Origin of the sequence: Sutcliffiella horikoshii (assembly GCF_008180725.1) — a bacterium.
GTDB lineage: Bacteria > Bacillota > Bacilli > Bacillales > Bacillaceae_I > Sutcliffiella_A > Sutcliffiella_A horikoshii_B.
Genome location: NZ_VTEV01000001.1, coordinates 595,440 through 614,373 on the forward strand (window position 1 = coordinate 595,440; position 18,934 = coordinate 614,373).

Annotated in this window: 19 protein-coding genes; 8 read left to right on the forward strand and 11 right to left on the reverse strand. The window is 38.0% G+C overall.

The genetic code is table 11. The features are described 5' to 3' along the window. Nucleotides 1–23 precede the first annotated feature (23 nt). Together FZC76_RS02955 and FZC76_RS02960 are read right to left on the reverse strand one after the other, a co-directional pair. A complete protein-coding gene (locus FZC76_RS02955) occupies nucleotides 24–1,355 on the reverse strand; it encodes a DUF4179 domain-containing protein (protein WP_187441933.1) in 1,332 nt (443 codons plus the stop codon). After that, nucleotides 1,348–1,869 carry a sigma-70 family RNA polymerase sigma factor gene (locus tag FZC76_RS02960; protein WP_148986774.1) on the reverse strand — a complete coding sequence of 174 codons (522 nt, stop codon included), beginning with the start codon at nucleotides 1,867–1,869 and terminating at the stop codon, nucleotides 1,348–1,350. The genes FZC76_RS02955 and FZC76_RS02960 overlap by 8 nt, the downstream gene beginning before the upstream one ends. Nucleotides 1,870–2,165: 296 nt before the next feature. On the opposite strand from FZC76_RS02960, the gene FZC76_RS02965 reads away from it, so the two are divergent. From FZC76_RS02965 to FZC76_RS02975, 3 genes are all read left to right on the forward strand, one after another. Further along, on the forward strand, nucleotides 2,166–3,128 hold the full coding sequence (locus FZC76_RS02965; RefSeq protein WP_148986775.1) for a D-2-hydroxyacid dehydrogenase: 963 nt from the start codon (nucleotides 2,166–2,168) through the stop codon (nucleotides 3,126–3,128). 59 nt (nucleotides 3,129–3,187) lie between these two features. Next, complete coding sequence (locus FZC76_RS02970; protein WP_148986776.1) at nucleotides 3,188–4,033, forward strand: STAS domain-containing protein; 846 nt, start codon at nucleotides 3,188–3,190, stop codon at nucleotides 4,031–4,033. 154 nt (nucleotides 4,034–4,187) lie between these two features. Then, nucleotides 4,188–4,448 (forward strand): hypothetical protein, encoded by a 261-nt coding sequence (locus tag FZC76_RS02975; protein WP_148986777.1) that lies wholly within the window; start codon nucleotides 4,188–4,190, stop codon nucleotides 4,446–4,448. Between the two features lie 50 nt (nucleotides 4,449–4,498). On the opposite strand, the gene FZC76_RS02980 is transcribed toward FZC76_RS02975, so the two are convergent. The 5 genes from FZC76_RS02980 to FZC76_RS03000 form a co-directional block, all read right to left on the reverse strand. Further along, nucleotides 4,499–5,026, reverse strand: a complete 528-nt coding sequence (locus FZC76_RS02980; RefSeq protein ID WP_148986778.1) for a mismatch-specific DNA-glycosylase — start codon at nucleotides 5,024–5,026, stop codon at nucleotides 4,499–4,501. Nucleotides 5,027–5,248: 222 nt separating this feature from the next. Then, entirely contained in the window at nucleotides 5,249–5,575 is a 327-nt protein-coding gene (locus FZC76_RS02985; protein ID WP_226680849.1) for a cyclic-phosphate processing receiver domain-containing protein, read from the reverse strand. A gap of 145 nt (nucleotides 5,576–5,720) precedes the next feature. Then, on the reverse strand, nucleotides 5,721–5,999 hold the full coding sequence (locus FZC76_RS02990) for a hypothetical protein (RefSeq protein ID WP_148986780.1): 279 nt from the start codon (nucleotides 5,997–5,999) through the stop codon (nucleotides 5,721–5,723). Nucleotides 6,000–7,017: 1,018 nt separating this feature from the next. Next, nucleotides 7,018–7,755, reverse strand: a complete 738-nt coding sequence (locus FZC76_RS02995; RefSeq protein WP_148986781.1) for a YwaF family protein — start codon at nucleotides 7,753–7,755, stop codon at nucleotides 7,018–7,020. A 45-nt stretch (nucleotides 7,756–7,800) separates the two neighbouring features. Beyond that, a complete protein-coding gene (locus tag FZC76_RS03000; protein ID WP_148986983.1) occupies nucleotides 7,801–8,778 on the reverse strand; it encodes a S66 family peptidase in 978 nt (325 codons plus the stop codon). A 299-nt stretch (nucleotides 8,779–9,077) separates the two neighbouring features. Between FZC76_RS03000 and FZC76_RS03005 the strand changes: the two genes are divergently transcribed. Next, entirely contained in the window at nucleotides 9,078–9,866 is a 789-nt protein-coding gene (locus FZC76_RS03005) for an alpha/beta fold hydrolase (protein WP_148986782.1), read from the forward strand. A gap of 89 nt (nucleotides 9,867–9,955) precedes the next feature. Here the strand turns inward: FZC76_RS03005 and rsgA are convergent, their stop codons facing one another. Beyond that, a complete protein-coding gene (gene rsgA, locus FZC76_RS03010) occupies nucleotides 9,956–11,017 on the reverse strand; it encodes a ribosome small subunit-dependent GTPase A (RefSeq protein WP_148986783.1) in 1,062 nt (353 codons plus the stop codon). Between the two features lie 323 nt (nucleotides 11,018–11,340). Continuing rightward, on the reverse strand, nucleotides 11,341–12,537 hold the full coding sequence (locus FZC76_RS03015; protein ID WP_148986784.1) for an MFS transporter: 1,197 nt from the start codon (nucleotides 12,535–12,537) through the stop codon (nucleotides 11,341–11,343). Nucleotides 12,538–12,869: 332 nt separating this feature from the next. Here FZC76_RS03015 and FZC76_RS03020 point away from each other — a divergent pair, with 332 nt between their 5' ends. The 3 genes from FZC76_RS03020 (at nucleotide 12,870) to FZC76_RS03030 (ending at nucleotide 15,873) form a co-directional block, all read left to right on the forward strand. Next, a complete protein-coding gene (locus tag FZC76_RS03020; RefSeq protein WP_148986785.1) occupies nucleotides 12,870–13,934 on the forward strand; it encodes an AbrB family transcriptional regulator in 1,065 nt (354 codons plus the stop codon). Nucleotides 13,935–14,006: 72 nt separating this feature from the next. Next, nucleotides 14,007–15,038, forward strand: coding sequence for an SDR family oxidoreductase (locus FZC76_RS03025; protein ID WP_148986786.1), 1,032 nt, complete (start codon nucleotides 14,007–14,009; stop codon nucleotides 15,036–15,038). A gap of 160 nt (nucleotides 15,039–15,198) precedes the next feature. After that, complete coding sequence (locus FZC76_RS03030; RefSeq protein ID WP_148986787.1) at nucleotides 15,199–15,873, forward strand: LysM peptidoglycan-binding domain-containing protein; 675 nt, start codon at nucleotides 15,199–15,201, stop codon at nucleotides 15,871–15,873. A 68-nt stretch (nucleotides 15,874–15,941) separates the two neighbouring features. Here FZC76_RS03030 and abc-f read toward each other — a convergent pair whose 3' ends face one another. Next, nucleotides 15,942–17,666, reverse strand: a complete 1,725-nt coding sequence (abc-f, locus tag FZC76_RS03035) for a ribosomal protection-like ABC-F family protein (RefSeq protein WP_148986788.1) — start codon at nucleotides 17,664–17,666, stop codon at nucleotides 15,942–15,944. A 373-nt stretch (nucleotides 17,667–18,039) separates the two neighbouring features. Then, nucleotides 18,040–18,486 (reverse strand): NUDIX hydrolase, encoded by a 447-nt coding sequence (locus tag FZC76_RS03040; protein ID WP_148986789.1) that lies wholly within the window; start codon nucleotides 18,484–18,486, stop codon nucleotides 18,040–18,042. A 97-nt stretch (nucleotides 18,487–18,583) separates the two neighbouring features. On the opposite strand from FZC76_RS03040, the gene FZC76_RS03045 reads away from it, so the two are divergent. Then, nucleotides 18,584–18,865: a hypothetical protein gene (locus FZC76_RS03045; protein WP_148986790.1), complete on the forward strand. Its 282-nt coding sequence runs from the start codon at nucleotides 18,584–18,586 to the stop codon at nucleotides 18,863–18,865. Nucleotides 18,866–18,934 lie beyond the last annotated feature (69 nt).

Below are 18,934 nucleotides of genomic sequence, written 5' to 3' on the forward strand. Positions count from 1 at the left end.
CAAGATGTGTCCCTCTAATGGTGTCACTTTATTTTCAATTTGACTTCTTCTGTAATTCTTGCTGGGTATTCTGCAATGTTCAATGTAATAGGGCTTACCATCTTATCTGTATCGACTATCAATCCTTGTTCATACAAATTTGTTCCATCCATACTTGAATAGGTTCTCGTAGTATATTCATGAACAGTTCCACTCGCGTCGATTATGTTGCTATCGAACAGACTAAAGAAGTAATTATGATCTTTTGGATCGACCTCAACCTGAAAATATATCCCTTTCACGTCTTTTTCTCCATCTTCTAACCATACCTTTTTTAACCTTTTATCACTTGGCGCTTTAATAATACTCTCTTTTTCTAGATCAACCATAACTTCTAATTCATCCTTAGGGAGAGCTGCAAATGAAGAGAAGACCAGATCAAGTTGCTTAGGTTCAGAAAAGTAATTACTCTCAAAATACATAACTATTTTGTTATCATCCATTGAAGAGCCACCCTCTGAAATCCATCTATTCCCTTTCTCATCTTCAAGGGCTATGTCATCAAAACGGAATATTTCGTGTGTGTTAGACTCATCATACTCTAAGAATAATGCAATTCGAGTTGGATGGATTTCCATCTTTTCAAAGTAGATAGACTGTCCGCCTGCTTCTACGGACTTGTCGATTGCAAATTCTTTAGTAATAGCAGAAAATTTGTTCATATCCACTTCTATCGGGTAGTTCAGAGCTTTTATAACTTCTAATTCATTAATATTGATACCCGTTTCCAAAATGAATTTATCAGGAACAATCATTCCATCTGGATAAGTGACTTTCAATTCACCTGAAATCTTTTCACCTTTCCTCACTTCGCTATGGCTTCCATAAGACATTCCATATTTACCGAGTTCTTCACCTGACTGTGACTTTAATTTAATATTACTAAGATTGATGGTGGAATAATTGTTATCAGTTTCAATGGTATAAAACACCAACATCTGTGTTTCATCCACTATGATGGCATCTATCGTCAATGATACCCCGTCTTCATCTCTTGTGATTCCCACTTCTTGAAGATAGTCGTTTTCCACTGCGGACATAATTCCTTTATTATGACGAATCAGCTCCACTATCCTCTCCATTCCTGGAATCGTGCTTACGTAGTTTGCAAATGCAGGGGATACCCTAATGGTGGTAAGGAAAATGATTAGGAGGATACTTGCAGCAACCATGCCGGCTTTCCAGAAAGGAGGTTGTGTAGTCTTTTTACCTTTTCTGATGCCGCTTCTAATGTAATCATCAATATCATTTGGGATTTCTACATTAATGTACTCCTTTTTTAACTCATGCAGCTTCTTTTCTTCTTTTTCAAACATGCTTGCTTCCTCCCTTCTCATCCCAATACTGACGTAATTTTTCCAAGCCTTTTCTTAACCATGTTTTCACGGTATTCTCTGGAGAATCCATCACTTTTGCGATGTCTTTAATCATAAAGTCCTCCATGTAACGGAGTTGAATGACTGTCTGATATGGATCACCTAACAAAGAAATAGCCTCTTGAACTTCTAGCTGAAGATCATTATCTTCTGTATACGGCTCTTCCTTCTTCATTTGCATGTTAGGCTCCCGTTTTTTCTTCTTCCATTCATCCCTGCAGTAATTGATCATAATTCTTACAAGCCAGGTCGAAAAATAGTCTGCCTCTTTTAGTTTTCTTATTCCTTTAAACGCTCGATATGTCACCTCTTGAATGGCCTCAAGAGAATCCGCTTCATTTTTCAAGTAGGAATAGGCAATTCGATAGAGTTGTTCCTTATGTGTTGAGATCAGGGTGAAAAACGCCTCTTCATCTCCCTTTTTTGCTTTCTCCACCAACCATTTCTTCTCCAAAATCTCACGCTCCTAAAAGCTCTTTTGCTGTCATATACTCATTAGACATTTTGATGTGTAAAAAAGTTTTATCAAAATAAAAAATTACCTGTTGATTTTCATAACAGGTAATTTCTCCTAACCTTTACATTATTTTAACACCATTTCAAACTATTTTTCTTATCCTTTCATGCATTCCACTTCAATTATTCGGCATTTCACCCATAAATCCTAAAAACATCAGTTTAAATTTCTTATAATTATTTATTATCTGTTAAAATGAATGCAAAGACCTCTATTGAAGGAGATAATACTAAATGACCAACAGAATAATGCTTATTACTCAAAATATTGGAGATGCATATACTCAACAAATTAAAGAAATTGCTCCAGACTTTGAAGTTATAGTAGGAAAAGACAAAGAAATCTGGGGACCCCATGTAAAGGACGCTGAAATAATTGTTGGATGGAAAAAGGAGCTAGATAACCTTTCACTTGGCGCAGGCTCTCATCTAAAGTGGATACAATCCTGGAGTGCAGGTGTCAACAGCATGCCGTTGTCGACACTATCTGAGAACGGAATTATTTTAACAAGTGCAAATGGAGTTCATGCTTACCCAATTTCTGAGACGATCTTTGCTTTGATGCTTGGTTTGACTAGAAAAATTCATACATATGTGAAACAGCAACAGCAAAAAGTATGGCATCATGCACAGATGAACCTTGAAATTCATGAAAAGACTATAGGCATTATCGGAGTAGGAGAGATTGGGAGAGAAACAGCTAAAATTGCCAAAGCTTTTCGAATGAACGTTTTGGGTGTCAGACATTCTGGTAAACCCAGCGACTATGTTGATGAGATGTATACCCCAGACAGACTCCATGAAGTATTGCCTAAATGCGATTATGTAGTCGTTACACTTCCTTTAACTGAAGAAACGGAAGGAATGTTCGGAAGAGAAGAATTTAATCGAATGAAAAAGTCTGCTTTTCTCATTAATATAGGTCGCGGTGAAGTAATTGTAGAAAATGAACTTGTACACGCCTTACAAGGGAACGTGATTGCTGGCGCAGGGCTTGATGTCTTTATAAATGAACCGTTAAATGAAAACAGTCCTTTATGGGATATGAATAATGTCATTATTACCCCTCACACCTCAGGGTCAACTGAGTATTATTCCAAACGAGTAATAGAGGATATTTTTATTCCAAATCTCAAACACTATATAAAAAATGAAAAGCCGTTAATAAATGTAGTTGATTATAAAAAAGGTTATTAAAAATGGTTTAACCCGTTAGGTTTAAGGGTAATTACGGAAAGAGTTAGGGGGAACTATATATGCATCGGAATAGTCAGTTACATACATTTTTATTAGAAAAAGCAAAGTTTCTTACAGAAGAGTGGTATGAATCCCTGGATAAAGTCAATTCCAAGGGGGTTTATGCTTCCACAAATCCTGATGTAATTGCCACATTAAAAAAGCAAAATTTTGATTTTCACCTTCAATTATGTAAAATCTTTATCGAAGAAGAAGAAAAATTCTTCAAGGACTTCGAGGCTTGGATTTTGTCTATTGCACAGGATGATCAACATTTAAAAACGCCAATCCACCACATCTTAAAGGAGTTCTTTCGGGTTCGGGGGCAGTACTTGAATTTTATTGACGAGTTTGTGAACCTGCACCAAGTGGAGAAAGAGCAACAGTTGTTATATAACCAAATGATCACGAAAGCTTTTGATAATGTGGTGTATAAGTTTGTCGAAGAGAATCAAAAATATGCAGAAGAACGCCTGCAAGCACAGCAAGACATGATTAAAGAATTAAGTTCTCCTGTCATTGCCCTTGATAATAACCGAGCACTCTTGCCTTTAGTTGGAGATATTGATACAAGCAGAGCAAGATTCATACTCGAAAACACTTTGGAGCAATGCGGTGAAAAGGGAATCAATCATTTATTTATTGACCTCTCAGGCGTTGTAATCATTGATACACTTGTTGCCGATCAAATATTTAATCTCTTAAAGGCGCTGAACCTAATTGGTGTGAAGACGACCTTATCAGGCATCAGACCAGAAATTGCCCAAACCACTGTGCAATTAGGTATATCTTTCCAAAACGTATCCATCAAACCTACATTGGCAGGCGCATTGACCCTGCCTCCTATAACCACTACCCGACGCTAACATGTCGGGTTTTTTCTTTTCTAGCCTGATAAAAAATAAACTATTGTGTTTAAAGTCTATCCATAAAGAGTATTTAAACTATATATATCTGAGTAAGGAGGATATATGAAAAATAAGAAGTGATTCGTTCTTCTTATAAAAGGAGTGAAGAGAGATGGAGAAGTTACTTAGTGAAATACTAGCAGAATTAAAAGAAATAAAAGCAGCGCAATTAGAGATTAGGAAAGAGCAAGAATCTCTGAAACAAAATTGCGTTGATTTAAAAAGAGGTGTTACCAACCTGAAGGATGGACAACAAGAGAAAAATACGTTAATCAAACACACCCTCACACTCCAAATTGAAAATATGCTAGAAATAAGAAATGCGCTAAGAACATTGGAACAGAATCAGAAGCCATCTGTCATTCCAAAATAAGTTGTTAGAAACCAGAAAACACTTCGCTCAATAATGGAGGAAGTGTTTTTCTATTTTACCTTTTGTGCAACTACACTATTTCTTAATGTATTTAATTCCCGGTAAATGTCTAAGATCTCTTCTTTTTTCATTCTTACCAGACCACTGGATGATGGTGCTACAAAATCAATGGTCCCCTCAACTATGGTCCTATTTTGTATGCCCCATCCTACTTGACGTACACCGCTATATTCCTGATAAACCCCTTTTCCTACAAAGCAGACTATTCTCGGTTGAAAGTGTTCTATCTTTTCTTTCAACTCCGTCCTACCTTTTTGGTATTCCTCTTTGGTAATGTCCGCCGCCCCTACAGTAGGCTTCGAAACGATATTGGTCAATCCATAATGTAGCTCTACTAACTTAAAATCCTCAGTCGGAGCATACTTTCTTGGAGTAAGTCCTGATTCAAAAAGGATGGTCCAAAACCTGTTGGTTGGGTTTGCATAGTGATGACCAGTTTCACCAGAGCGGATACTTGGATTGTAGCCAACAAAAAGAATATCTAAGTTATGGTCGATATGGTCATATATCGCCTCCATATTAACACCTCTCTTCGTTTATTTATTTTATCAAGATTAATAAAAAAGACCAAACGGACGCTTCCCGCCTAGTCTTTTCATTATCTATTATTAAGCGGATAATATTCTGATTGCTTTCATTTATCCTGACTAATACTCTAGTTGAAAGATCCGATTTATGTGTAGTACGAACCCTTTTGCGGTATCATGGAAATGAATGGAACGTAGAAGTAGGGGCGACGCCTAAAAAAGCGGAAGAGGTCTTAGTAGTACTTTGATGTTTGGCGGCATTTTCATATCTTCTTGCGCTTGCTTGAGATAACGATACATTGCTTTACTGCCAACCGAGTTTGCAGAATGAATAGTAATTCTATCCGCATACAGCTCGTTCTCCACCATCTTATGAACGAGCAGCAGACCATTTCGATGTTTATTCAACAAGTCATGGTCCAAAGAGAGATGCCCAATCGCATGGTTCTCTAACAAGGTGAGGCACTGGTCAATGTCTTCTGCGAGTATATACCCATCAGGACATGTTCGACTATCATCTAGAAATACATTGATTTTCAAGATGACACCTCCAAATATTCGACTTAGCTACAGTGTAACATACTTTCGTTACTAATTTTTTCCTAGATGCTTACAAACACACCTCTAAACACTTTCATAGCAGGCCTCAATAGAAAAACATAGGAATAATGTACCAATTTTCAATCTACGGTTGTTTGAATTCTGGAAAATCAAATACCCACTTCATCCAAAAAGTTTGTAGTCTATTTTGGAGGCGATCATATTCTAGATATTCCTTTGTATATTGTTGCTTAAATGAATAAGGCACTTCTCCTTCTGCCTCTTTTTTCAAATATTGTTCCTCCAATACTTCCAGCTTTTCCATTTTGATTTGTATGCTGTTATAGCTTAATACAGAGAACATCCCATACAATAACCCCATGATAGCTACATACATTAGTAATAATTTCTTGACACTTCCCATCTGTATCTCCCCTTCGTTTTTCTACATAGTATGACGTAATGAGGGATTGTGACAGGACTATTACAAATTAACTCTTATGTAACATGATGGTTTGCAACTTGGTGGTAATGGAGATAGAATTGTAGTAAAAATGGTTGTGCTGGAGGGCTATAGTTTATATGGGAATGTTAATTGATGTATTAATTGTTGTCGTTTTTTCTCTAATCTTTTTTGGTGTATATAAATATGTAATGAAGACGATTAGGAAATATTAACAGAACCCGCTCCCGGGGTAGATTGGGGGCGGGTTTGTTTTTATTGTGAGGAAACTTGTTTTTTGAACGTGGATATTTTCTGTAGGGGATGGGTCAAACAGGAATGCCCTGTTTTAAAGACGATCCTGCCTAATAGGAGCGCTCTATTTTACCGAAGACCCTTTATAATACACTCAACTGTCTAATAGGAGCGCTCTATTTTACCGAAGACCTTTTATAAAACGCTCCACTGTCTAATAGGAGCGTTCTATTTTACCGAAGACCTTTTATAATACACTCAACTGTCTAATAGGAGCGTTCTATTTTACCGAAGACCTATATAAAACGCTCCACTGTCTAATAGGAGCGCTCTATTTTACCGAAGACCCTTTATAATACACTCAACTGTCTAATAGGAGCGTTCTATTTTACCGAAGACCTTTATAAAACGCTAAACTGTCTAATAGGAGCGCTCTATTTTACCGAAGACCTTTTATAATACACTCAACTGTCTAATAGGAGCGTTCTATTTTACCGTAGACCTTTTATAATACACTCAACTGTCTAATAGGAGCGCTCTATTTTACCGAAGACCCTTTATAATACACTCAACTGTCTAATAGGAGCGTTCTATTTTACCGAAGACCTTTTATAATACACTCAACTGTCTAATAGGAGCGTTCTATTTTACCGAAGACCCTTCATAAATAGCTAAACTGTCTAATAGTGGGCTCTATCTTACCAACCTCTTATTCTAATAAGAGCTTCAAGCTTCAATATACTATTTAAATCTTGGCATTTTCATACCTCTTTGATTTGATTTTTTTCTGAATAAAAAATGGAGCATATAATAGAAAGAAAATCACCAGCACAACAAATTCCAAGGTTAGGATATACCATGGATAAGGACCTAAAAAGTCCATTATGCTTGCATTGGCAGGCTTCTTCGCGAGGAACATGTAATTTCCACCCGTCAGTCTGTTCATAAAAAACACGACAATAGCTATAACATTCAATGCAGCAAATGCTTTCCAAACGGACTTTAACTTAACCTGGAATTTTTCAACCCATAGCATATAAAATACAGCCAAGATAATAGATATGTGGGCAATAAAGAAATGCAAGAAACGGAAATGCGGAAAGTCATAAAACAGTTCCGGAGTTAACAATGCCTGTAGTGCACCCCCGACACCCCAAAAATACACCACTTCAAATACCAATTTCTGCTTAGTCAAGAGCATCCATACACAAAGATATAGACTTATAGAACATAACTGGAGCGGCAATGTATCACGTATATCCCACATGTTGGTGGAAAAATACCAATAGTTCAGCCATAACTCTGAACCAGCAAGGCCTAAGATTATCACCCATCTTCCACCAGCCTTCATCCATGACCTATTCCTGAAAAGATAGAGAAAAAGAAGGAGTGCTAAAGTTACGCATAAACTTAATAGGTGAGAAGTTGTGAAAAGGAGTGATCCTTCCATATAAGCTTCCGGATCAGTATAAGTAGTAAACATCTGTACTGAACCTCCTTTTGAGAGAGCATTTTAAGAAAGGAAAAACTATTTATGCAAAGTTATCTTCACTTCATTTTGCTTTACCTCTAAATTTACTTTCCCTCCTATTGGAAAAGTGAACATCGGACTTGTATGGCCAAAATCCGCATTCGCCACTACTGGAATATCGGAAAGCTCCCTTTTGGTTTGAATGATTGTCTGAATCAGCTCGTTTGAAACGTTGGACACTTTTTCAAATCGACCTATTATAATTCCTTTTACGCCGTTAAAGCCTGGTTGGTGAATGAGAGATTGCAAGTCACGATCAAAGGTTTTCGGGCACGTCAATTTGTCATCTTCTATAAATAATACAGAATCTTTCAAACTAGGCATATATTCGGTTCCCTGCAGAAGATTCAAGGTACAAAGGTTCCCCCCAACTGCTATGCCCTCACATTCACCTTCATTAATAATTAAATAGTCTTCATTTGGATAAAAATTTCTATTCTCCTGATCTATATACCACGCATCATTACTCCATTCTCTAGAAGGAGCTATTTCTACCGATGTTGTATCATCAAGAAACATCTTCTTGAAGTATTCTAAAGAATATTCGAATCCTCTAATCATACCAAAAGAAGAAAAATGAATACCTGAATAATTGACAAGCCCAGTTTTTGCATAAATGGCGTTACCTAACGCAGTGATATCTGAGTAACCGCAAAAGATTTTTGGATTTTCCCTAATAAGATTATAATCAATATAGGATAATAGTTGATTTGCCTGGTATCCCCCTATAGTGGTGAGTATGGCCTTTACATTTTTATCACTGAATGCGTCATGTAGATCTGCAATTCGAGATTCAATAGAGGACGTAAATAAACTGTTAGATTCATTAATATGCTTCCCAAAGGTCACTTTTAGTCCCAATTGTTCTAGCCTGTAGGTCGACAACTCAATATTTTCCTTTGACAGGATAGAATGAGAAGTAGAAGGTGCAATAACCCTCACTTCATCCCCCTTTTTAAGCCTTTCTGGTACCATCATTACCCCAACCTCCATCAAAAACCATTTACCTACTATTCTACCAAACAACCCCACAAAACTTCTATAACTTTCCAAAAAACCACAAGAAAAATAAAAACTTTACTAGAATAAGAATATTTATGCAGAAAATGAATAAAAGGGGTCAGACCCCTTTTTTCATTCTTCACAAAATAGTAAGAATTTGCAGGTTGAGAAACGGTGTGTGGTATGTGTATACTTGGTATTACAAGTTTTTTTATTTGGTTTTTTGGGTATTGATTGTTGATTTGAAATATGCAAAATAAGTGAGGACTATTATGTATTATAAAACGCTTACTCATTCTTCGTCGAAAGAGTGGATTGTGCTGTTTCATGGGTTTGGTGGAAATTCTTCGATTTTTTATAAGCAGCTGAAAGCTTTCCGCGCTGAATATAATATTCTATTATTAGATTTGCCTGGTCATGGAAAGTCTCCATATCCGAATGGTGTAGATCTTTTTGAGTATTCCTCTGAACAGACGATTGGCATTATGAATAAACTAAAAATTGAATCCGCTCACTTTGTTGGCATTTCTCTTGGAACCATTATCATGCAGGAAATTGCGCTCCGCAAACCATCTATCATTAAGTCTATGGTACTTGGCGGCGCAACACCTAAGCTTAAAAAATGGGGAGAATTTCTTTGCCGACTGTCCGTATTCTATCCTCTGAGAAAAATACTGCCACATATGGTACCTTATCGAATCTTTGCACGGGTACTTCTACCAAAGAAGAATCACTCAGATTCAAGAAAAGCCTTCATTAAAGAGGCTTATAAACTTTCCAAAGCAACCTATTTAGGATGGGTCCTTTCTGGTCTGAACGGTTACACAACATACGATCGGTTAAAAACAAAAAAGAATACGATTCCAAAGCTATATATTTCCGGTTCTGAAGATCATATGTTTTTAAGCAATACAAGAGAATATGTTAAGCAGGAAGAAAACTCCACATTAGAAGTTATTCAGAAATGTGGGCATGTATGTAATATTGAAGAAAGCGATAAATTTAATGATCTTGCCGTTTCTTTTATGAAACGCGTGGATAAAATTAGAATTACCGCATAAAAAACTGGAAGAGACTACTCTCCAGTTTTTTATGTTAAATAAACAAAAAACCACAAGGCACCAAACTCGCACCTTGTGGCTTCTCTTCTTTATTTCTTTTTCCCACCGCGAACTCCAGAGGTGATTTTCTTCCACCTTTCTTTTTCCGCAAGTTGAGCACGTTTATCATTTTTCCTCTCCAAGAATGCAAGTTCACGCTGCAACTTTACATAGCTTTGATATCTGCCAGCATCCAAAGTACCTTCTTCAATCGCACCTTGAACAGCACATTTTGGCTCATTAGCATGCTTACAATCCCGGAAATAACACTGATCTGCCAGGTCTTCGATATCTTGGAAACTGTGACTGATCGCGCCATCCGCTTCCCATAATTGAAGCTCCCTCATCCCAGGGGTATCCAATACAAGACCACCAGTAGGCAACATATACAACTCTCGGTATGTTGTCGTATGTTTCCCCTTGTCATCATCACTACGTACCTCTTGAATAAGTTGTTTCTCTTCTCCAAGAAGAAAATTCGTCAACGTGGATTTCCCAGCTCCTGATGAACCTAACAATGCGACTGTTTTTCCCTCAGCAAAATATGGTTCCAGTTCCTCTAATCCCGTTTCTTCTTTTACACTTACTGCATGAATCGGCACGCCAAAGGCAACTGCTTCCACCTCGGCAATTTTCCCGGCAATATCTTCACACAAATCAGACTTAGTTAAGACCACCACTGGGTTTGACCCACTTTCCCACGCCATAACCAGATATCTCTCCAATCGTCTTGGATTAAAATCATAGTTTAAGGACTGCACTAAAAAAACGGTATCCACATTTGCGGCGACAATCTGTTCTTCAGTGGTTAAACCAGCAGCTTTTCTTGAAAATTTACTGAACCTCGGTAACAAAGCATGGATCGTTGCTTTGCCTTCCTCCTGACGTTCACTTAATACAACCCAATCGCCAACAGCCGGGTAATCCTCCCGAGTTACAGCTTCAAACCGGTATTTCCCTGATACTTCCGCTAAACACTCACCTAGGTCCGTTTCTACTCTGTACAACCTTTTGTGCTCGAGCATCACTCTGCCCACTGTAAATCCTTGCTCTTCATATTTAATAAAAGTATTATTTAAAAATTCATTCCAACCTAATTGATTTCTTTTCAATGTGTTTTCCTCCTAATGGAAAGTAGATATTTTTTTGGCAAAACAAAAAGACCGCTCGCACGGTCTTTTGCAATAACATTTATAAACCATGAGACGTTATGTCACAGCCCCATGGAAATCTACAATCTCATCGGTAAAGGAACAGATTAATTTAACGGTTTCCATGCAAGGGCTGTGCTTCATTATTTAGTTGAGTTAGATTCACTACAATTAACTTTTTCATAAAACATCCCTCGCTTCCGTTTATTTTCATTACAATATTTATCATATGGTATTTTTATCTAAAAGTAAATAGGCTCTCTGAATTTTCTTAAAAGAAGTATTTAATTTGCTTCCACTTGAGCCAATCTCTTTTTCTGCTTCGATTGCCATGTTACAGAAACAAAGATTGTTATACTCAGAACTAATAATCCTAGTATGAACGGGTAGATAATATTAATATCATAAAGTATTCCCGCAAGTGTTGGCCCCAAGACGTTTCCAATACTCATATACGCATTGTTCATTCCCATCGCAAATCCCTGTTCATTGCCCGCCAACTTCGATATCAATGTATTGATGACAGGTCTTAAGATAGAAGTTGCCAAGAATATAATTAAGGTGACCCCAAAGAATACGCCATAGCTCGATGCAAATAATGATACCAAGAAACCAATTGCCGCTACACATAAAAAGATGTTTAAGACATTGCCTTCTCCAATAGCACGGACAATTCGATCTACGACAAAAAGCTGAACAATTACACTGATTATTCCTGTAGCAGTAATCATTACCGCAATCTCCTGTGGAGTTGCGCCAAATTGATTATCGATGAATAATCCAAGGACAGACTCATAAGCCATTAATCCAAAACTCATCACGAGCGTAATGATAAGTGGGATAAAATACGGTTTGTTCACCGATAAAGCCAGCTTTTTGATCATCGGCTCTGGATTTTCCTCTTGAGCCAATATCGTTTCCTTTTCTCTGCTTTCTTTTAACACAAGAATGGAGAAAACAGTTGCCACGAGCGAAATCAATGCGGATACCAACAAAGGAGTTTTTAATCCAAAGTCAGCTAAAAATCCGCCAATCCCAGGTCCAATTACGATACCTAATGACATGGCAGCGGAAATGTAACTGTTGCCCTTCGCGCGTTGTTCCATCGTGGTTATATCCGCTACATAAGCAAATAGGGCAGGAATTAAAAGGGCTGCTCCTATCCCTCCTATGACACGTGAAAAGTAAAGCATCCAAACAGAATCAAATCCATAAAAAACGAACATGGATAAAGTCAATCCTGCCAATCCGAGAATAATCATAATTCGTCGTCCGTATTGATCGGCCCATTTCCCAGCCAGTGGTGACATGACGAACTGTGCACCGGCAAATATGGCAATCATGAGTCCAGCAGCCAATCCGCCTTGCCCGATGGAATCAAGGTATGCTGGAAGAATAGGGATAATTATTCCGAAACTACCTACTGCAATAAACATATTTATCATTAAAATAATCATTTTCTTCCGTTGTTCAGGTGCCATTTTGTCACTTCTTCCTCTTATTTATTTCGTGCCTCTTACTAAATCAACTTTAGTATTTTATGACTTTTAGAGCCCGGTGTCAATGGAAGATGCTTCTCAGATTTGATTTACAACAAAATGTGTATCGGGCGTTTTTGTAAAGTATCGGGCGAAAATTGAAAACTACGGGCGATTCGGAAGCATAATCGGGCGAAAATTTTCATTATCGGGCAATTTTTTCTAGTTTACGGACGATAATTCGAATTATCGGGCGATTGAGAAATTTCCACGTCGTAAGCAATCCCCCTTAAATATGATACAATTACTTTAACCAAATAAAGGAGTATTTAGATATGCGAAATATGCCTAACTTAAGATTAATAGAAGCATATACAATAGGTGGTCTCGGAGGGTATATTTTTTATCTTGCTAACCTGCCTCTGCCTTGGGTTCTCGGAGCATTGTCTTCCGTCATGCTTTTCCAAGGTTTTTCTAAGCGGAAGGTGTACTGTCCGGATCCTTTAAAACAAAGTGGATTTTTGGTTCTCGGATTGTTTTTCGGCCTTTACTTTACACAAGACACCTTAGCGACAGTAGCTCCGTACATTCTTCCATATGTCTTGTCCACCATTGCTCTTGTTGCTGTGAGTATTCTAAACAGTGTTCTCGTAACGAAGTATATCTCTGTTGATAAAATTACTAGTGTATTCAGTTCGATTCCTGGGGGGCTTTCCGAAATGGTGATTGCAAGTGAATCCCTGAATGCTAAAAGTTCCTTGGTAGTCATTTTCCAAACAGTACGGTTGCTTACAGTGTTGTTCATGGTTCCTTTTATTGTCGTCCATGCTTTTTCATCTAACGTAATTGGTCAAGATGTTACTGCCGCAATTGGACGTACCTATGAATTCGGAGGATGGCATTATCTTTGGTTCCTCCCCGCAGTAGTTGGTGGGGTACTCCTCAAAAATAAAATTCCAGCAGGTATTGTTATCATTCCACTTGCCTTGACTGCCCTAATTAATATTACACTGATAGAAATGGCCACACTTCCCCCATTATTATTGATACTCGCACAGATAACTGTAGGAATCGGTATGGGAAAAGGAATAGCATTTGCTGATTTGAAGCTTGGGGGCAAATATTGCATTGTTTATTTTGGTTTAACGGTAACGTTAATTTTGGTCTCTTTTGGACTAGGAACGATTCTTGCAGCGATAACCAGTTTGGATTTGCCGACTGCCATTTTGAGTGTTGCACCCGGCGGGCTAATTGAAATGGTATTGACGGCAACGACTGTAGGAGGAGATCCTGCTGTTGTCAGCTCTCTGCAATTAATACGGCTCTTATTCATTATTATCGTCGTACCTCCCCTTCTTAAATGGTATTTTAGGAAAATGCAAAAAGAAAAGATAGCTTAAAGTGCAGAAAAGAGGATTATCTGTCTGTTATAGAGAAATAGCTTACTATAACCTATTAATGGAGGTCTACATATGAAAATTTTAGTGATTGGCGGCACGCGGTTTTTGGGAAGATTTGTCGTAGAAGAAGCGTTAAAGCAAGGTCATGAAGTGACGATGTTTAATCGTGGCAATCATGTAGATTTATTTCCTCAGGTTGAATGCATTGTAGGAGATCGCAACAAAGACCTCTCCCTTCTTGAAGCTGGAAAATGGGATGTGGCCATTGATACTTGCGGATATACCCCGAAAGCTTTAGCTGAATCCACGAGGGTGCTTGCGGATAAAGTCGACCATTATACCTTTATTTCGAGCATTTCGGTTTACAAAGATTGGATTCCCCCTAATATTAAGGAGGATTATCCCGTACAATCCTTAACTAAAAAAGAAATAGAAGAAATAGGCTTTGGAACTCAAGAGCAGATTAATGCGCATTATGGAGCGTTGAAAGCAGAGAGTGAACGCGCAGCAGAAGAAAATATGCCTAATAAAGTGTTGCATGTCCGTTCTGGGCTACTGGTTGGTCCACATGATTATTCAGATCGATTTTCCTACTGGGTTAATCGAATAGCTGAAGGTGGCGAAGTGTTGGCACCGGGCAGAAAAGAAAGAGAAATCCAATTTATTGACGCTAGAGACATGGCACTGTGGATCTTGAAAATGGCAGATGAACAAATAACCGGTACTTTTAACGTAACAGGACCGACAACTCCACTCACAATGGAGGATCTCCTGGCCACATGTAAACGAGTATCAGGTTCTGATGCAGAATTTGTCTGGGCAGACGAAAGCTTCTTATTAGAACAACAAGTTGCACCATGGACAGAAATGCCACTTTGGATTCCTGAAGAGCATCCACTTGTAGAGGGCGGTGAGCCTTGGAGCGGGGCAAGTTCCATAAGTATAGAAAAAGCTCTGCAACACAGATTGGAAGTGCGTTCTGTAGAAGAAACAGTAAAAGATATCCGAGCTTGGATGAAATCTAAAGGGGATGAAGAACGAAAAGCTGGCATTCATAGAGAAAAAGAACAGAATGTGTTGAATGCTTGGAAAACGAGAGCATAAATCAAGTGTAGAAAAGCCTGCGATTATCATCGTGGGTTTTTTATTTTCCACTGGCCTTTTATTAAAAATGGGCTTAACTATTTTTCATGTACAAGCGACAAATTTCAACCAACAACGTCAAAGTAAGTGTAATCAAATTTTCTAAACTGGAGTGTTCAACATGAAAAAACATCAAAGAGCCTTGCTAGCATTAGCTATTACACTTGGACTTTCGGGTGCACTTGGTTTCTCATCCTATGAACCAGCATTTGCGACAAATACAAATGAGGTAATTACCATCAAAAAAGGGGATACGCTGTACAGCCTTTCTAAAAAGTACAATGTCACCATTGATGAGCTCAAAAAAATGAATGATTTAACAAGTTCTAAAATCATTGCTGGAGAAAAGCTCATCATTAAAGAATTAACAGACATAGTTGTGAAAAAGGGCGACACACTTTACTCACTTGCAAAAACTCACGGAACTACCGTAAAGAAACTAAAAGAATGGAATCTGTTAATCTACGACAATATTTATACCAGTCAAAAACTGCTAGTTAAAGCTCCTGTCATTATGGAAGTGGAAAAAGGGGATACATTGTACTCCTTATCCAAAGCGGCCAATACATCGGTAAAACAACTAAAGGACTGGAACAACCTAACTTCCGATACCATAAAGATCGGCCAACAACTCTACCTCTCCCCATCTCCTGAGAGCTTCACCATTACAGTAAAAAAAGGGGACACCTTGTATTCCTTATCTAAGAAATACGGAGTAACCGTTTCTTCCTTAAAAGAACTTAATAAGCTTACTTCCAACACCATTTATTCAGGGCAGAAATTGAGACTAAATTAAGTTAATGAAGAAAAAGGCTGACATTAAGGTAATTGTCAAACCTAATGTCAGCCTCTTCTTTCATTAATTTATGCTAATTCCTTCTTCAATCGCATCAATTTCAACAACTCTTCATCCATGGTGAAATATTCATCACTATCCCTATCCACCATACTGATTTTCCCTAGCAATTCCGTAATTCTTGCCTCTAATACTGCAATCTTCTCTCTGGTTTCTGTCACAGTAGATGAAGCACCTTTCTTCTTACTCTCCTCATATTCCTGTAAGCCGGTTTCCACCCGTTTGATTCTTTTATTTTCAATCACCAGCAGCCTGTCGCATAACTTCTCTATAAAATAGCGGTCATGGGAAATAACGATGAGTGTACCTTTGAAAGTAGACAAGGTAGCCTCCATTTGTTCCCTGCTTGGTAAATCCAGATGATTGGTCGGTTCGTCTAGTATTAAGACATCATATTCCTGCATGATCATGTGAACCAATTTAACCCTTGTCTTTTCTCCAAGGCTGAGGGTTTCAAGAGGTTTCGTCAGCTTTTCTTCCTGCATCCCCATATTTGCGAAAATGGTTCGAGCTTTGGAAACACGTTCCCAGCCAATAAGTTCTAAATATTCCATTGCAGTTTTATTGGATGGCATATCACTGACTTCCTGGCTCAGATAGGCAATTTTCAACGAAGCACTTTTCCACAGGGAACCTTTTGAAGTAGATTCCTGTTCCAATAGCATTTTTATAAATGTGGTTTTACCTGCACCATTTTTACCTATCAACCCTATTCTCTCGCCATGCTTCACATAAAAATGACTTTTTTCGAATAAAAGTCTTTCACCAAATTGCTTGGTTAGCCCTTTCGCCTCCAAAATTCTTTTACCTCTTTTTCCGTCCGTTTCAAATTCAAATTTGACCTGGACTTCTTCCTTCGGCTTTTCCACTTTATGTTTGGACAGTTCAAGCTCCAGCCTTTTTGTCTTTGATTTTATTTGATTATCCTTTTTCTTTGCTTTTACCCGTTCAAATTCTTTTAAGCCCATCTGTTTACGCTCACCAGGGTTATCCCTCTTCCCTGCTTCTCTATGCGCCTTTTCAGACCACTGCTTCAAGTTGGCAACTTGATCTTCAATCAATTTTATTTTTCGCTGTTGCTTTCCATAGTCACGGGTTTGCTGATCGTGACGACGTTGTTTCTCTTGGCGATACGCTGTGTAATTCCCTTCATACTCCACTAACTTACAATCTTCTATTTCGTAAATCTTAGAAACCGTTTTATCCAAGAAATATCTATCATGAGAGATGATGATCGCTGCACCAGCAAACTTACTTAGTTCTGAAACTAGCCAGTTCACACCTTTCATGTCCATGTGGTTAGTCGGTTCATCCAGGCAAAGCAGCTGCGGAGATTGCGTCCAGATTTTTGCCAAAGCCAGTTTCAGTCTCTCGCCACCGCTTAAAGAATCGTTGGAGACTTCCTCTCTGGTAATGAATTTTGCCAGGCCCAACTCACTTGCCGCACGTAAGAGATCTTTAGATCCCTCCATCAGCTCTTCATCTTTATTAAGAGTATAATCGGTAGTTTGAGGAAGATATCCGATCTTTAATGAAGCTGGAAATTTAGTTATACTCCCTGAATCCGGTTCGATTGAACCCATCATTATCTTCATCAACGTAGTCTTCCCTGCACCATTCCAACCGACCAACCCTATCTTTTCACCATTGCTTATGTCAAAGGAAATCTCCTTCAATATATCCCGTTCGCCAAAACTTTTATTCACTTGTTTCACTTGTAGTATCATTGTCATACATATGCACCTCATTATTAATTTTTTGATTTTAAATGAGCAGCCATCGTATCAATCATCACAAAAAACCTCCCCAGAATCCTGGAGAGGTTTTAAAGATAAGTCGATTGCAAATGCAAACAACGCCTATTCTACAAGTAAGTATCACAAAATAACACTAATCCATTTATGGATAGCGAAACAACTATACACAGATACTTATGGCAGGTAAAAATGGGCAGACTAATCCAATTCTCCAGGTTTCTCATATTATCAATCACATGAGTTCACTCCTAAGAAATAGATTAATTCCACATCGCACCTTGTACCTTCCTTTTCTCGTATAGTGTTGCATTATTAGTATATTTTCCCTTTTCAAAATTGTCAATCGTAATTATAAGCAATGTTTTATGAAATATTTCCTTGTTTCCTCATGGGCAAGCTTTCTAAGCACCTCTTCTTTTTTGAAAATACCAATCTCACTGATCTCGTCATCTTGTGGCAGCCAATCTTTGTTACACCCTTTATATTCAACGAGAAACATGTTTGTTTCTTGCGAATGATATCCGACCTTTTCTGCGAAACCTTGAGGAAATATAAAGCTTATTTTTTCTTCATATTCTTTTATTACATAAAAGGTGTCCTTACCTGTTTCTTCCTTCAGTTCTCTTAGAACAGCCTCACAAAGAGAGGAATCCGTTTTCTCTACCCCTCCCTTGATAAAATCCCATTCACTTTCGATTTCTTGTTTGCCTTCTGTCGTATTTACTTTAGTTTTTAGTATTAATATGTATTCGTTGCCTATTGTTACAATTGCACCGACCGCTTGTCTAACCTTCATAAGCATCCCTCTTCTCCATTATCTGAATCTTTTCTCATTTTTATGATATACTATACCTAAAGAAACAGAAACCATCATAACGGAGGTTATGCAAGACATGGAATATCTTTTTCCAATGATTGCGCTATTCTTGTTAGGTATGCTTGTTTTTTCTGGTGGCAGTTTAATGGCCTACCTGAACAAAAATGTTCATTTCGTCAGTGTCATCCTAACAATGGTCAGTTTTGGGATCTTTTATAGTCTGATTGCAAGAATTACCGACCTGTTGCCCGCTATCATTACGATGTCTACCGTTCTCTCGCTTTTAGGGATATGGGTTGTGAACAACTATCGTACTGTCAAAATGGCGGCAAAAGAATTAAATAAACAAACTCCATAAAATAGTGTAACCCAAGCACATAACCACATAAGGTTGTGTGTTTTTTCCATCTAAAGTTGTATGGGCGGT

What these genes read in the sequence shown, in the direction of transcription:
- FZC76_RS02955 (WP_187441933.1), bottom strand. Translation starts at nt 1,355, where the DNA reads ATGTTTGAAAAAGAAGAAAAGAAGCTGCATGAGTTAAAAAAGGAGTAC.
- FZC76_RS02965 (WP_148986775.1), top strand. Translation starts at nt 2,166, where the DNA reads ATGACCAACAGAATAATGCTTATTACTCAAAATATTGGAGATGCATAT.
- FZC76_RS02970 (WP_148986776.1), top strand. Translation starts at nt 3,188, where the DNA reads ATGCATCGGAATAGTCAGTTACATACATTTTTATTAGAAAAAGCAAAG.
- FZC76_RS02975 (WP_148986777.1), top strand. Translation starts at nt 4,188, where the DNA reads ATGGAGAAGTTACTTAGTGAAATACTAGCAGAATTAAAAGAAATAAAA.
- FZC76_RS02980 (WP_148986778.1), bottom strand. Translation starts at nt 5,026, where the DNA reads ATGGAGGCGATATATGACCATATCGACCATAACTTAGATATTCTTTTT.
- FZC76_RS02990 (WP_148986780.1), bottom strand. Translation starts at nt 5,999, where the DNA reads ATGGGAAGTGTCAAGAAATTATTACTAATGTATGTAGCTATCATGGGG.
- FZC76_RS02995 (WP_148986781.1), bottom strand. Translation starts at nt 7,755, where the DNA reads ATGTTTACTACTTATACTGATCCGGAAGCTTATATGGAAGGATCACTC.
- FZC76_RS03000 (WP_148986983.1), bottom strand. Translation starts at nt 8,778, where the DNA reads ATGGTACCAGAAAGGCTTAAAAAGGGGGATGAAGTGAGGGTTATTGCA.
- FZC76_RS03005 (WP_148986782.1), top strand. Translation starts at nt 9,078, where the DNA reads ATGTATTATAAAACGCTTACTCATTCTTCGTCGAAAGAGTGGATTGTG.
- FZC76_RS03015 (WP_148986784.1), bottom strand. Translation starts at nt 12,537, where the DNA reads ATGGCACCTGAACAACGGAAGAAAATGATTATTTTAATGATAAATATG.
- FZC76_RS03020 (WP_148986785.1), top strand. Translation starts at nt 12,870, where the DNA reads ATGCGAAATATGCCTAACTTAAGATTAATAGAAGCATATACAATAGGT.
- FZC76_RS03025 (WP_148986786.1), top strand. Translation starts at nt 14,007, where the DNA reads ATGAAAATTTTAGTGATTGGCGGCACGCGGTTTTTGGGAAGATTTGTC.
- FZC76_RS03030 (WP_148986787.1), top strand. Translation starts at nt 15,199, where the DNA reads ATGAAAAAACATCAAAGAGCCTTGCTAGCATTAGCTATTACACTTGGA.
- abc-f (WP_148986788.1), bottom strand. Translation starts at nt 17,666, where the DNA reads ATGACAATGATACTACAAGTGAAACAAGTGAATAAAAGTTTTGGCGAA.
- FZC76_RS03040 (WP_148986789.1), bottom strand. Translation starts at nt 18,486, where the DNA reads ATGAAGGTTAGACAAGCGGTCGGTGCAATTGTAACAATAGGCAACGAA.
- FZC76_RS03045 (WP_148986790.1), top strand. Translation starts at nt 18,584, where the DNA reads ATGGAATATCTTTTTCCAATGATTGCGCTATTCTTGTTAGGTATGCTT.